This is a genomic window from Oceanibium sediminis (genome assembly GCF_003265325.1).
Lineage (GTDB): Bacteria > Pseudomonadota > Alphaproteobacteria > Rhodobacterales > Rhodobacteraceae > Halovulum > Halovulum sediminis.
In genome coordinates, this window is sequence record NZ_QGNX01000025.1 from 1 (window position 1) to 13,144 (window position 13,144).

A 13,144-nucleotide genomic window follows, 5' to 3' on the forward strand; every position below is an offset into this window, starting at 1 on the left:
AGCCGCTTGAGCTATCTGAGGGCTCCGCGCCCGCGCCCATTGCTCACGCCGCCGAATGATGGCACACAAATGGAGAGCAAACTCGATTTATGGATGGCCCTGAAAATCGGGACAGGTCACAGGAACGATCCGTTTTACCCGATTTCTGCGGATCTCGCCGGCGAACATCGGGCCAAATCTGTTCCACCAAAACCGGACCGTTTCGTGACTGATTTCGATCCCGCGTTCGTGCAGCAAGTCCTCTACATTCCGGAGCGATAGCGGAAACCGCACGTAAAGAATCACCGCCAAGCGGATGACCTCAGCGCTGGTCTGGAAGTCCGGAATGGCGATTGTTTGGTCATGGCCGGACGTTACGAAAGGCCCCTGCCCGCCTCAAGCTGGTTTCCTCTGACAGTGCCCGTAGGCAAGTTGGCCGCATGACCACCATGTTTTGCCCACTCCCGCCGGTCTAGTCGGCCGCGTTCGGGATCGTTCCGGGTCCGCTCAAGCGTTCCAGGGGCGGTCCCCCATCTCGTCCTTGATCCGGGTCGGCAGGCCGATCCGGTCGAGGATCGAGAAGAAGGGCTTAGGATCGAGTTCTTCGACGTTCTTCATCGTGCCCACATCCCATTCGCCCGAGGTGATCAGCATCGCCGCCGCCACCGGCGGGACGCCGGCGGTATAGGAGATGCCCTGCGATCCGACCTCCTGGTAGGCGTCCTTGTGATCGGCGACGTTGTAGACGAAGATCTCGGTCTCCTTGCCGTCCTTCACGCCCCTCACCAGGTCGCCGATGCAGGTCTTGCCGGTGTAATCTGGCGCCAGCGAGGCGGGATCGGGCAGCACCGCCTTCACCACCTTGAGCGGCACGACTTCGAGCCCCTCGGCGGTGGTCACCGGCTGTTCCGACAGCAGGCCCAGCGATTGCAGAACGGTGAAGACGTTGATGTAATGCTCGCCGAAGCCCATCCAGAAGCGCACGTCGGCCTGCGGATAGTTGACCGCCAGCGAATGCACCTCGTCATGGCCCGACTGGTAGGCCCGCTGGGTGCCGACCACCGGCAGGTCCCAGTCGCGGCCCGAGGCGAACATGCTGGTTTCCTTCCACTGCCGGTCTTCCCAGTAATAGACGGTGCCGGTGAATTCGCGGAAGTTGATCTCGGGGTCGAAATTGGTCGCGAAGTAGCGGCCGTGGCTGCCCGCATTGATGTCGACGATGTCGATTGAGGTCACCTCGTCCAGCCGGTCGATGGCGAAGCGGGCGAAGGCGTTCACCACGCCCGGGTCGAAGCCCGCGCCGAGGATCGCGGTCACACCCTTCTCGGCGCAGAGATCGCGTTTCTTCCATTCGTAGTTGCCGTACCAGGGCGGGGTCTCGCAGATCTTGGCCGGATCCTCGTGGATGGCGGTGTCGATATAGGCAGCGCCGGTCTCGATGCAGGCGTCGAGCACGGTCATGTTGACGAAGGCCGACCCCACGTTGATGACGATCTGCGCCCCGGTCTCGCGGATCAGGGCCGCGACGGCGGCCGTGTCCATCGCGTCGACCTGATGGGCCGCCAGGACGCCCTCGACCTTCAGCGCATTCTTTTCGCGGACCGACTCAAGGATCGCCTCACATTTGGAAAGCGTCCGGCTGGCGATATGAATCGCGCCAAGCACATCGTTGTTCTGAGCGCATTTGTGCGCGACGACCTGAGCAACGCCGCCGGCGCCGATGATGAGAACGTCTCGTTTCAACTCGAGGGACCTCCTTCTATGTCCTTGGGTGGGGTTCGGCGTGGATGCTCCGTCCGGATGGTCAGGAAAGCGCTGCCCTGAAATCCTCGTAGGTGAAGTCGCGCACCATGCGCTCAGTTCCGTCCAGGTCGCGGATCGCGATGGCGGGCATCTTCACCCCATTGAACCAGTTCTTCTTGACCATCGTGTACCCGGCCGCGTCCTGGATGCTGATCCGGTCGCCCGGCTTCAGCGGTGCGGGGAAGCGGAACTCGCCAAAGATATCGCCGGCGAGGCAGGATTTGCCGCAGACCATCCAACTGTGGTCGCCGGACTGCTCCAGCCGCGCGGATTCGCGGTAGATCAGCAGGTCCAGCATATGCGCTTCGATCGAACTGTCCACGATGGCGAGGTTCTTGCCGTTATGGAGCGTATCGAGCACCGTCACCTCCAGCGTCGTCGTCTTGGTGATCGCGGCCTCGCCGGGTTCAAGGTAGACATGCACCTCGTTCTCTCCGGCAAAGCGCTTCAGCCGCTCGGCCAGCCGTTCGAGCGGGTAGCCCTCGCCGGTGAAATGGATGCCGCCACCCAGCGAGATCCATTTCATCTGGCGGATGAGGTGGCCGAACCGCTGTTCGATCGCCCCGAGCATGGCGTCGAAGCGATCGAAATCCTCGTTCTCGCAATTGTTGTGGAACATGAACCCGCTGACCTGGTCGAGAACCGGCGCGATCACCGCCGGGTCATGTTCGCCAAGCCGCGAGAAGGGCCGCGCCGGATCCGCCAGGTCGAAGCTGGAGGTCGAGATGCCGGGGTTCACCCGCAAGCCCCGGATGTGGCCGCAGCTGACCTCTTCGAAGCGGGCAAGCTGCCCGACGGTGTTGAAGATGATCTTGTCCGAGCACGCCAGCACCTCGTCGATCTCGTCATCCGCCCAGGCCACGGAATAGGCATGGGTTTCGCCGGGGAAGGTCTGGCGCCCCAGCTTCACCTCGAAGAGCGACGAGGAGGTGGTGCCGTCCATGTACTCGCTCATCAGGTCGAAGACCGACCAGGTGGCGAAACATTTCAGCGCCAGCAGGGCCTTGGCGCCCGACAGCTCGCGCAGGCGGGCGACCTTTTCCATGTTGGCAAGAAGGCGCGACTTGTCGATCAGGTAGTATGGGGTCTGCATGGTCCGGCTGCTCCCGGGTGGTTGGGCACGCGAAGTCAGTCTCCATATAAGCCCGAACCCCGCGAGACAACCGTTGAAGGCGCGGTTGTTTGCCCGGCGACGGTGCTGTCAGACCAATGCGAAACAGTCTCTCCTAGGACAGAGAAGCTGCCACTTATGCTGTGCCAAGACGGCGCCACTCAGCGAGAGCGGCGGCGCGGTTGAGCTTGAAATTGGGTCGCGAGTGGAGGCTTCTTTCCGAATTGAACAGATTACATATCGAGGCGTGGACGGAGGCGAATTTCTGCAGACTTCGCATTCGTCTGAAACGCAGCATCGCTCGCTCCCGTCGTCGGAATGGCAAGTGCGAATTTTCCGCCCGATTGTTGGCCCAGCGGCCGGTTTCCTGCCGAGAGACAGCTCCGATTTCCCTCAAAACGGCACCGTAGGACCTAAGTCTGTCCGTCACGATGACCTCGGGCCGCCCATGCTTGCGCATTGCTTTCCTTAGGAATTTCAAGGCGGCCTTCCTGTCACGCGTCTTCATGACAAAACTCTCCAGAACCTCGCCTTCGTGATCCACCGCACGCCAGAGATAGTTCCGCTCACCGTTGATCTTCACAAAGACTTCGTCGAGGTGCCAACGCCAATTGCTAGACTTCATCCTTTCAATACGACGTTTCCTGATCTCACCTGCGAACTTCAGACCGAACCGATGCCACCAGTACCGGACCGTCTCATGGCTGATGTCGATGCCGCGCTCGTGCAGCAGGTCTTCAACATTGCGAAGGGAAAACGGAAACCGAACCCACAACATGACCGCCAAGCGGATGATCTCAGGGCTGGTCCTGAAGTAGCGGAATGGGGACCGGTTTGTCATGGCCGGACGTTACGAAAGGCCCCTGCCCGCCTCAAGCTGGTTTGTACTGACAAGGCCGCACAGTTTCATGACTGATGTCGACGACGCGCTCGTACTGCAGGTCCTCGACGTCCGAACCGACAGAGGGAACCGGACGTAAAGCATCACGGCGAGACGAATAATCGCGGGGCTGGTATCGAAGCACTTGAAACAATTTCACTTTCACCTCTGCGGGACCACCCAGTGAAAAACCATCTCCATCAGCCGCAAGCCTTGTCAGCCTCATGATCAACTCAGTCAGAATACCCCAGCTCGCGGCGCCGCGGCTTCAGTTCCCCGAGAATTGATACGAGGAACATAAACACCGCCACGATGATCAACGTCAGGGCGATCGGCCGGTCCATTGACCAGAATGCCCCAAAGTGCCCATCAGTGATTATCAACCCTTGCCGCAGGCTTTCCTCGAATATCGGGCCAAGCACGACTCCGATAACAATGGGAGCGATTGGGACAGCGGCTATCCGCAGGATGAACCCCAAAACTCCGAAACAGATACTGATGAAGACATCGATCATCCGACCGGTGGCCGAATAGGCACCGACAGTCGAGAGCAACATCACAATCGCTAGAAGCAGCGGCTCGGGCAATCTCAGGACGCGGGTGATGAACGGCGTTACGAAAATCGCGACAATCAGCATGGCGATATTCGCCAAGATCAACACCATGAAGGCTGCGTTCATCAGCTCGGGGTTGTCGGCGAACAACCGCACCCCGGGCTGGATGCCTTGCATGATGAGCGCGGTCATCATGACTGCGGTCACGGGATCGCCAGGAATCCCAAGCGCAAGCGTGGGCACCAGGGCACCGCCTGTAACAGCGTTGTTGGCTGTTTCGGAGGCGACAATCCCCTCAGGCTCACCCTGACCCAACTTTTCCTTGAAACGGGCAGACCGCCTGGCTTCCGCATAGGACATGAAGCTTGCAGTAGCAGCACCGGTACCGGGCAGAATCCCGACGAACGTGCCAATCAGCGAACCCTTCAGGGCTGTTTTCCAGCGCCGGGCAAGCTCAATCAACGAGGGGAATCGAAAGCCAGCGGGGGACGTGGGGGTAGTCCCTTGGAACCGCCGCTCCGACAGCCTTACAAAGACCTCGGAGAACGCGAACAGCCCGACGACCAGCGGCACCAGCTGGAACCCGCCAGACAGCTCAAAAATATCGAAGTTCAGACGGACCATGCCAGTCATCTGGTCCGGCCCGATTGTCGAGATGAACAGCCCGAACACACCTGCAAGCAGGCCCTTCAGCAAGCTGCCCTTTGAGACGCTGACAATGCAGGTCAGCGACAGGCAAATGAGGGCGAATGTCTCGATCGCACCAAATCGCAAGGCGAAGCTAGCGAGCTTTGGCGCCGCAAAGATCAACACGATCGCCGAGAAGATCCCTCCGATCAGAGAGGCAACAGTCGCCCAGCCAATGGCCAGGTTCGCCTTTCCGGCCCGGGTCATCGGGTGCCCGTCCAGAACCGTTGCGGCAGACTGGGGCGTTCCTGGCGTGTTGATCAGAATGGCCGTGATCGACCCGCCAAAGACCGATGAGCAGTAGACCGCCAGGATCAGCGCGATAGCAGGAACCTGCCCCATGGCAATCGTGAACGGCAGGACCATCGTGATAGCCAGAATGGAGCCGAGGCCAGGAAGCGCGCCGACGATGACACCGAAAACAGTCCCGACGATCAGCGCGAGCGCGACCCACGGATCGGCAATCATACTCAGTGAGGTGAGGATATTGTCCATAAGCGCCTCCTAGAAGAATGGGGACCACGACATGCGCGGTAGCTGGATTTGCAGCAGATGGACGAACACGACCCACACGCCCGCCGTTATAACCGGGGACAAAACAGCCAGAAGACGATATTTGCGGTAGCCGAGCACTGCAGGCATCACGAACATGAAGATCACGCTGGCAACAAAGAAGCCGGCATAAATCATTGCAAAGAAGTATCCGAACGCCCCGCACATACCGTAGATTGCCGGCCGCCAGTCTATTGGCGTCGCAGCATCGCATGCCGTCTTCACAACGGACTGCAACAGGAGCAACAGCGCCAAACCGGTCCAGATGCCGAGTAGCACACGGGGGAACTGCAGCGCATTCAGCCCAAAACCGGCAAACAGGTCTGATTCGTAACGCGGGCTCAGGGACTCAACCCAGAAGACAGCCGCAATAACGAGGGCACCGAATGCAAATATGAAATCTCTCGACAGCCTCATCTTCCCCTCCCAAGGAATTCGGAACGAACCGGACCGCAACACCATGCGTCGTTGCGGTCCGGTAATACTATTTACTGAGTAAGGCCAACCTCTCCGAGCAGAGAGCGGTTGTTTTCCACCTCTGCACGCATCCGCTGATCGAAGGCCATCGAATCCAGGTACGCCGGCGAGATCTGGATTTTCTCAAGAGCTTCAACCAGCTTCGGATCCTTCATCGCCTCTTCCAAAGCGGCGTTCAGCTTGGCGAGAACGTCTTCCGGCGTTCCAGCCGGGGCGTAGAAGCCAACGGACACTTCGACAACCGATTCAATGCCGAATTCCTTAACCAGCGGGACATCGGGGTAGAAGCTGCAGGGCTCAGCGCCCCAGCAAGCAAGCGGACGCATTTCGAACTGCTGAGCAGTCTGCTGCTGTTCGGTCATGACGTGCGACTCGCCGCCCAGAACGGCCTTCGCAGCCTCAGCCGATGCTTTGTAGGGCACCTGCTTCAGCTTGACGCCAACATGCTGCTGGGTCGCGGTAAGGGCGAGATGCGGAAGCGTCCCGATCCCGGTGAAGGCGTAGTTGATCTCGCCCGGGCGCTCTTTGGTCGCCGCCAGAAGGTCCTCCATTGTTGCAAACTCGGAGTCCTCTACAACCATCGTCATATACGGCGAGGAGTAGACCCGGCCGATAGCGACAAAGCTATCAAGGCTATAGGGAATGTTGCGCAGTTGCGGCTGAATGGTGACCGGACCCTGGGGCGTGAAGAAGATCGTGTAGCCGTCGGGTTTGGCACGTGCCGCTTCAGCGGCACCGATCGTTCCCGAAGCGCCGGTCACGTTGCTGACAACCATATCGGCACCGAGTTTTTCGCTCAGCACGGGCTCGACCGTTCGTGCGACAAGGTCGGTGGCCCCCCCGGCAGACCATGGCACGATGATGGTGACCGGTTTTTCCGGATAATCCGCCAGGGCCAGCCCCGGAACCAGCGCCAGACATACAGCGCTGAACATTTGCTTTACGGATAGTTTCATAAGGTGGTTCTCCCTTTTTTGACTTGGTTTATTGAACTGGTTCTTGCCGGGACGACCGCGCTAACGAGCGGTTTCGTCGATGCTGAGAAGCATCTCCTTCGACAGCGGCTGAAGAATTTGGATTTCGTCCTCGCCAAAGAACGTGCGGCCACTCGGCCCCTCTTCAGGCAGGCTGAGCAGGCGTCGAACTGTCGGGTAGCAAGTTCCCGGCGGGTTCCCATCGGGCAACGGGCGAATTGCTGTCCGGGTCAGGCCGGGAATGTAGCAATTGGCAAGAATTCCAGTCCCGGCCAGCTCGCGCGCGATCGTTCCCACGGCAGTGACAACGGCGGCTTTCGACGAATTGTAACCGATCCGGCCAAACTTGCAGCTTTGCGCATTTCGCGAGGCGGCGACGGCAATCCGGCCATATTTCTGGGCCCTCATGACAGGGGCAACGGCGCGAATGGTATGCAGAACACCGAAGATGTTCACGCGGAATACCTTTTCGATATCCTCCCAGTCGATTTCGTCGAACACGCCGTCAACCGCGATTCCGGCATTCGCGACCACACCGTCGATACGGCCGAACTTCTCCATGGTCGCTTTTACCAAGGCGTCCATATTCTCGGGGCGGGTCACGTCGCATGCCGACGAAAACGCGCATCCCGTCGCCTCGACCGCGGCGAGGTTGGAGGGAAGGTCACACCCAACGACCTTGGCCCCGTCCGCGGTAAAGCGTTCGGCCAAAGCAGCACCGATACCGGCACCGGCGCCTGTAATGAGCACGACCTTGTCTCGGATCAATGAGGCCGGAAGCATTTCGTCGTTCAGGTTCATTTCTCTACATCCATCTCTAACGCGTCTGCCTTCTGCATTGCGCCCGCCCGCGAAAGGCCGTTTCGGTTCATTGCATTGAAAGGATCACCTTGGACGCCCGACGTTCGCGGCAAAGCTCGAACGCTTGCGGGCTCTCAGAAAGCGGCATGCGGTGCGTGATCATCGCCTTGAAACGATCCGGATTGGTCGCCACGATATCGATTGTCCGCCGCCAGATTTCGGGCGGCGCGCGATGGGTTCCGACAATGGACTGCTGGTTGCGCGACAGGGCGGTGAAGTCCACGGGCACTGGCCGCGCCGGAAGGCCAGCGGTGACAAGCGCCCCGCCCCGCGCCAGCAGTCTTAGAGCGGGCTCGAATATTGCTCCCACCCCGGTGGCATCGAAGACGATGTCGAAGGGCGTGTCTCCGACCACGGCGCGCACAGCTTCGTCGAGCGGCTTTGCACCGGCATCGATCGTGGTGCTAAAGCCATTCGCGTTGAGGCAGGCCAGCCGAACCGCGTCGTCCTTGCCCGCGATCGCAACGCTCCCTGCCCCCTCGAATTCCGCCATCAGAGCGATGCAGTGCCCGATAGGACCAGGGCCGACGACAAGAACCCTGGCACCCTTTTTCATACCGCTACGCGCCACGGCTTGCGCGCCGATGGTGATTGGCTCGATCAAAGCCAGAGACTCGTCATCCAACGACGCGGGGACAGGCATGCAGTTTTCTGCGGGCACGGCGACCTTGCGGCAAAAACCGCCGTCACGCCTGAAACCAAGATAGCCCTGCTTGAACTGGCAATCGTCTTTACGCCCCGCAAGGCAATCAACGCAGGAACCGCAAGATTGGAACGGGGCGACGACGACACGCTGGCCAAGTACGATATCATGTGTCGCGCCACCCGCCGCTTCATTGACGGCAATGACGGTTCCACCGAATTCATGGCCAAGCGTTACCGGAAGGCAACTTGTCATGAACGCATATGTGGGCGTCCAGTCGGCAACGTGGACGTCACTGCCGCAGACACCAGCCGCAGTCACCTCAAGCAGAACCTCATCCTTGCCGGGAAGGGGTTCGTCGACCTCACATATGGCAACGCCGGCGTCAGCTTTGATCTTGCGAAGTGCCTGTAACATCATGAAGCCTCTTGAAAACTACGTTCGGGACACCGCCCGTTTCTTCAACCGGGTGATACGCTCGACGCGGCCAGTGCGCGCGCCGATGTGTCGAACATACTGTGGGCCGCAACCATCGGTCCGTGGCTGCGCAAGTCATCATCCAGCACCTCAACCTCGTAGAGAGGGGCGGCACCCATCGCGCGAAGGGCGCCAAGGTAGCCCGCGATATCGGCGACACCGTCTCCGGCAAGTACCCGCCCCGAGCGGGACTCCTCCCGGATGCTTTCGAAAGGATCAGGCCGAACATCGCAAATCTGCACCGATTTGATCAGACGTTCAGGAACCCGAGCCAGATCCGCGGGTGTCACGCCGGTCTGATGCAGTTGCCACAGGTCGATGACAAGGCCGCCATTTACGGCGTTCGCACCGCAAACGACACGCAACGCATCCTCAAGACTGCGAATTCCACCAAAGAGCAGGAACTCCAGCAGGCACTCGGCATCGCCAGCTTCCCTGACAAAGTCACAGAGCTGAGCAAACGCCACCACCGTTTCATCAAAGTCGTCGACGGCCTGCATCAGAGTTGCATTGACGTGGGGCGGGCGAAACAGAGAGATCATGTGACGAAAGGTTTCGGCATCCTGAAGATCCCGAACGTCCTTCCCCCAACCGTCCGCCAGGCCGACGACACTCAGGTCCACCGCGGTGTCCGAAAGCAAGGCCAACATGGCCTTGTCCGAAATGCCCGAGGATCGGTCACGAAGATAATCGACCGTGCGATAGGCGATCCCACTGAACCCGGCAGCCGAAGCTGCTTCAACACGAGTTCTGAAATCGACCTCACCGACACATTGCGCGCACATGACCAGGTTGGATTTTCCAGCCTTGTGCGGTTGCGGTGAAACTCGCATTTCCATCTCTGCTCCCCCTTCGCGCCGACCGATCAGCTAGAAGCTTCTTCTCGCATCCGGCGAACCGAGCGTCCGCCTACCCCGTAGTGGGTAGGCTCGATATCATCGATCACGACCATGACCATTTCGCGTGGCTTCGACAGCTTGGTCGCGATCAGGTCGGTTACACCCTCGATCAGCTCTTCACACTGCTCGTTGCTTGGTCCAGGGCCGCCGGCAAGGCGAATAGATACATATGGCATGGGATGCTTCTTCCAGATTGATCAGGATTTGATGATGCGACGTGCAGCAGCAGCTACGCCTTCGGGCGACGGCAGCAAAGCGGCCTGAAGCGCGGGCGACGCGGGCATACGGACGTCCGGCGTGGCGACACGCGTTACGCGGTCCAGCCCGGCTTCACGCAGGTTCAAGGCCAGCTCTGCTCCGACACCGCCGGTCAAGTTCGCTTCATGCACGATCACCGCGGCACGGCCAGATGCTTCAACGGCCGCGATCAACTCTTCCAGCGGGAGCGGCGACAACCAGCGCATATCGATCACGCTTGCATCGATCCCCTCGGCAGCCAAAGCGTCAGCCGCTTTCTCGACGACGGGCATGCCGGTGCTCCAGCTGATCAGCGCGACATCCTTGCCTTCGCGCCGCTGGGCAAGACCGCCGATCGGTTGAACAGGGCCGCCAACCGTAATCTGGGCCTTGTCCTGGTAGAAGAGACGGGACTCGATCAGGATGACAGGATCGTCATGCGCAATTGCCGAGCGGAGCATGTCATACGCGTCCTGCGCGGTGGAGGGCAGACCGATCCTGATGCCCGGCACATGGAAGAACATCGCTTCCAGGGATTGCGAGTGTTGCGCACAGGAACCCGGCGTCACCCCGTGCTGCATCCGGACAACCAGCGGAGCAGAGGATCTTCCAGAGGTCAGGTAACGCAGATTGGTCATCTGGTTTACGATCTGGTCCAGAGCGACCAGCACGAAATCGCCCCACATGATTTCAACGACGGGGCGCATGCCCAACATCGACGCACCAAGAGCGGAGCCCAGGATCGCATTCTCCGAGATCGGGGTATCAAAGACGCGATCGTCGCCGAAGGTCTTGTTCAGACCCCGGGTGCACCCGAAGATGCCCCCGCCGCCGACATCCTCACCGTAGACCAGCACTTCGGGGCGTGCCGCCAGCTCGGTCGCCAGGGCCTCGCTGATTGCCTTGCCGTAGGTGGTGTCGACGACTTCGCCCTTGGCCTGACCATCAATCGGGGATTTGTCCGAAGCGACATACAGGTGATCTTTTGCCGTCGCGGGATCGGGCTCAGGCGCGCTGCGGACCTTGGCTTCCACCTCTGCCAGGTCGGCCGCGACGATCTCATCCAGTTCATCCAGCACGACGTTTGTTGCAAGCTTCTCAGCGACAAGGCGCTTGCGGAAAAGTTCGATGGGATCGTCTGCCTGTGCCGCATCCCACTCAGCCTTGCTGCGGTAGTGCTGCAGATCCTTGTTGTAGTGCCCCCAGAGTCGCGGCGCCGTGAATTCTAGGAAGATCGGCATGCCGGTACGCAGGATTTCCTGCCGGGCGGCCGCTACGCTATCGCGAACCGTGACCGGGTCCTTCCCGTCAACCGTCGCAGCCTTGACACCATAGCCCGAGAGCCGCTTGGCCTGACGCGCAACCGGCGAGACGTCTGCGCTGGGCGTCATTTCAGCCCAACCGTTGTTTTCGCAGATGAACAGAACCGGAAGCTTGCGCAAAGCGGCAAACACCAGGGCTTCATGCACCGCGCCCTGGTTCATGGCGCCATCACCGATGCTGACAACGGAGATGTTGCTTTGGCCTTTCTGCTTCAGCGCCATGGCAACACCATCTGCAATGGTCGTACCTGCGCCGACGATGGAGTTTTCACCGATGAACCCCCGCTCCGGGGCCATCATCAGGGCAGAACCTGAACGACCGCCGTTCACGCCTGTCGCACGGTGGGCGATCTCGCTCAGGACCTCGAAAACGCCGAGCCCGGATTCAATTGCCCAACCATGACCACGGTACGTGGCCGAAATGCAGTCCCCATCCTGCAACGCCGCACTGGTGCCGACGGGGATCGCCTCCTGCCCTGCGCAAAGATGCACGGACCCGGCCACGAAAGGCTCCGAACCGGTCGACAGATCCATTGCGATTTGCTCGCAGCCCCGGATCAGACGCATCCGCCGATAGAAATCTAGCGCTGTGCCAGCTTGGATTTGTTGCAGCATTCGACTTTCCTAATGTCATATTGTGATAGACATGTTATATTGTGTTGATTGATAACCAGCAGACCGGCGCCAGTCAACCCTTGAGGCTGAACCGGCAATCGGAATAAAGATGTCCAGAAGGAGCACTCATGAACGATCAGCCAATCGACGGGAAAGTTGACCGGGGACCAGAGAAGCCACGAGTGCAGTCGGTAGCACGCGCCGCAAGTATCATTCTTGCCGTCGCCAACAGCAGTAACGGCTTGAATGTTGCGGACATTCGCCGGCAGCTCGGCCTGCCGCAGCAGGCGACATACCATCTTCTGCACACACTGAGAGAGACCGGCCTGCTACGCAAAAACGAGCAGGGTCTGTTTACCCTCGGGATCAAGGCCGGCGTTATCGCAGACGGGTTCTCCCGCCAGTTTTCCGTCCCTGACCACCTGCGAAACCTGGTCCGTGAACTCGCACAGCGAACCGGCGAGACAAGCTACGCAAGCCGCTGGCAAGACAAGGACGTGGTTTCCTTTGCGTTCGAACCGGGAACCAGGGCGATTCAGGCATCCGCGCAGGTCAGCATAAGAGGGGGCGACCTTCACGCGCGAGCTTCGGCAAAACTGCTAATGAGCTATCTGCCGCCGTCCGAGTTGGATCCGATTGTTGAAGGAATAGACTTCAGGAAGCGCACCGAGCGAACAATTACGAACAAGGAAGAGCTTCTAAAAGACTTGGAGGAGATCCGCACCAAGGGCTATGCGCTCGACGAAGAAGAGTACGCCGACGACCTGTGCTGTATCGCTGTCCCGGTAAATCTGGCCGGGGAAAACTTTGCCATCTGCACATCCATGCCTGCGCACCGCTTTCAAGATAGCTACAAGAAGAACCTCGATGAAATGTTTGACTGCTGCCAGCAAAACGCGAACTAGAGGGCATCTTGTGTCACACGAATTCGAACCGGCCTGCGCAAGGGCAGCATGGCTGCCCTGAGCTGCCCCCCGAAAATCGGACGCTGACGTAAGCTATGATTTGCTGTCTGCTGATCTTCGACGAGAAGGAGATCAGAGATGTCGAAACGGAAGCAGCATTCGCCTGAG

General features: G+C 59.8%; 12 protein-coding genes and 1 pseudogene. 1 reads left to right on the forward strand and 12 read right to left on the reverse strand.

Annotated features, from left to right (window positions below; all coding sequences use genetic code 11):
- Nucleotides 1-126: 126 nt before the first annotated feature.
- From DJ029_RS22275 to DJ029_RS20965, 12 genes and pseudogenes are all read right to left on the reverse strand, one after another.
- A pseudogene (locus DJ029_RS22275) lies at nucleotides 127-344 on the reverse strand (IS6 family transposase); the annotation flags it as partial.
- A 142-nt stretch (nucleotides 345-486) separates the two neighbouring features.
- Nucleotides 487-1,722 carry a saccharopine dehydrogenase family protein gene (locus tag DJ029_RS20910; protein ID WP_112324413.1) on the reverse strand — a complete coding sequence of 412 codons (1,236 nt, stop codon included), beginning with the start codon at nucleotides 1,720-1,722 and terminating at the stop codon, nucleotides 487-489.
- Nucleotides 1,723-1,783: 61 nt separating this feature from the next.
- The gene (locus DJ029_RS20915; protein WP_112324414.1) at nucleotides 1,784-2,875 is read right to left on the reverse strand and encodes a carboxynorspermidine decarboxylase; all 1,092 of its coding nucleotides are present in this window, start codon (nucleotides 2,873-2,875) and stop codon (nucleotides 1,784-1,786) included.
- Between the two features lie 154 nt (nucleotides 2,876-3,029).
- A complete protein-coding gene (locus DJ029_RS20920; RefSeq protein ID WP_112324415.1) occupies nucleotides 3,030-3,734 on the reverse strand; it encodes an IS6 family transposase in 705 nt (234 codons plus the stop codon).
- 272 nt (nucleotides 3,735-4,006) lie between these two features.
- A complete protein-coding gene (locus DJ029_RS20930; protein WP_112324416.1) occupies nucleotides 4,007-5,509 on the reverse strand; it encodes a tripartite tricarboxylate transporter permease in 1,503 nt (500 codons plus the stop codon).
- A 9-nt stretch (nucleotides 5,510-5,518) separates the two neighbouring features.
- Entirely contained in the window at nucleotides 5,519-5,983 is a 465-nt protein-coding gene (locus DJ029_RS20935) for a tripartite tricarboxylate transporter TctB family protein (RefSeq protein WP_157966478.1), read from the reverse strand.
- A gap of 71 nt (nucleotides 5,984-6,054) precedes the next feature.
- On the reverse strand, nucleotides 6,055-6,999 hold the full coding sequence (locus DJ029_RS20940; protein ID WP_112324418.1) for a Bug family tripartite tricarboxylate transporter substrate binding protein: 945 nt from the start codon (nucleotides 6,997-6,999) through the stop codon (nucleotides 6,055-6,057).
- A gap of 60 nt (nucleotides 7,000-7,059) precedes the next feature.
- Nucleotides 7,060-7,818 carry an SDR family NAD(P)-dependent oxidoreductase gene (locus DJ029_RS20945; RefSeq protein WP_112324419.1) on the reverse strand — a complete coding sequence of 253 codons (759 nt, stop codon included), beginning with the start codon at nucleotides 7,816-7,818 and terminating at the stop codon, nucleotides 7,060-7,062.
- Between the two features lie 67 nt (nucleotides 7,819-7,885).
- The gene (locus DJ029_RS20950) at nucleotides 7,886-8,941 is read right to left on the reverse strand and encodes a zinc-dependent alcohol dehydrogenase (RefSeq protein WP_112324420.1); all 1,056 of its coding nucleotides are present in this window, start codon (nucleotides 8,939-8,941) and stop codon (nucleotides 7,886-7,888) included.
- Nucleotides 8,942-8,982: 41 nt separating this feature from the next.
- Nucleotides 8,983-9,837 carry a sugar phosphate isomerase/epimerase family protein gene (locus DJ029_RS20955; protein ID WP_112324421.1) on the reverse strand — a complete coding sequence of 285 codons (855 nt, stop codon included), beginning with the start codon at nucleotides 9,835-9,837 and terminating at the stop codon, nucleotides 8,983-8,985.
- Between the two features lie 26 nt (nucleotides 9,838-9,863).
- Nucleotides 9,864-10,073 (reverse strand): tautomerase family protein, encoded by a 210-nt coding sequence (locus tag DJ029_RS20960; protein ID WP_112324422.1) that lies wholly within the window; start codon nucleotides 10,071-10,073, stop codon nucleotides 9,864-9,866.
- Nucleotides 10,074-10,094: 21 nt separating this feature from the next.
- Nucleotides 10,095-12,071, reverse strand: coding sequence for an alpha-ketoacid dehydrogenase subunit alpha/beta (locus DJ029_RS20965; RefSeq protein WP_112324423.1), 1,977 nt, complete (start codon nucleotides 12,069-12,071; stop codon nucleotides 10,095-10,097).
- A 128-nt stretch (nucleotides 12,072-12,199) separates the two neighbouring features.
- Here DJ029_RS20965 and DJ029_RS20970 point away from each other — a divergent pair, with 128 nt between their 5' ends.
- Entirely contained in the window at nucleotides 12,200-12,976 is a 777-nt protein-coding gene (locus DJ029_RS20970; protein WP_112324424.1) for an IclR family transcriptional regulator, read from the forward strand.
- The last annotated feature ends 168 nt before the right edge of the window (nucleotides 12,977-13,144 follow it).

What these genes read in the sequence shown, in the direction of transcription:
- DJ029_RS20915 (WP_112324414.1), bottom strand. Translation starts at nt 2,875, where the DNA reads ATGCAGACCCCATACTACCTGATCGACAAGTCGCGCCTTCTTGCCAAC.
- DJ029_RS20920 (WP_112324415.1), bottom strand. Translation starts at nt 3,734, where the DNA reads ATGACAAACCGGTCCCCATTCCGCTACTTCAGGACCAGCCCTGAGATC.
- DJ029_RS20930 (WP_112324416.1), bottom strand. Translation starts at nt 5,509, where the DNA reads ATGGACAATATCCTCACCTCACTGAGTATGATTGCCGATCCGTGGGTC.
- DJ029_RS20935 (WP_157966478.1), bottom strand. Translation starts at nt 5,983, where the DNA reads ATGAGGCTGTCGAGAGATTTCATATTTGCATTCGGTGCCCTCGTTATT.
- DJ029_RS20940 (WP_112324418.1), bottom strand. Translation starts at nt 6,999, where the DNA reads ATGAAACTATCCGTAAAGCAAATGTTCAGCGCTGTATGTCTGGCGCTG.
- DJ029_RS20945 (WP_112324419.1), bottom strand. Translation starts at nt 7,818, where the DNA reads ATGAACCTGAACGACGAAATGCTTCCGGCCTCATTGATCCGAGACAAG.
- DJ029_RS20950 (WP_112324420.1), bottom strand. Translation starts at nt 8,941, where the DNA reads ATGATGTTACAGGCACTTCGCAAGATCAAAGCTGACGCCGGCGTTGCC.
- DJ029_RS20955 (WP_112324421.1), bottom strand. Translation starts at nt 9,837, where the DNA reads ATGGAAATGCGAGTTTCACCGCAACCGCACAAGGCTGGAAAATCCAAC.
- DJ029_RS20960 (WP_112324422.1), bottom strand. Translation starts at nt 10,073, where the DNA reads ATGCCATATGTATCTATTCGCCTTGCCGGCGGCCCTGGACCAAGCAAC.
- DJ029_RS20965 (WP_112324423.1), bottom strand. Translation starts at nt 12,071, where the DNA reads ATGCTGCAACAAATCCAAGCTGGCACAGCGCTAGATTTCTATCGGCGG.
- DJ029_RS20970 (WP_112324424.1), top strand. Translation starts at nt 12,200, where the DNA reads ATGAACGATCAGCCAATCGACGGGAAAGTTGACCGGGGACCAGAGAAG.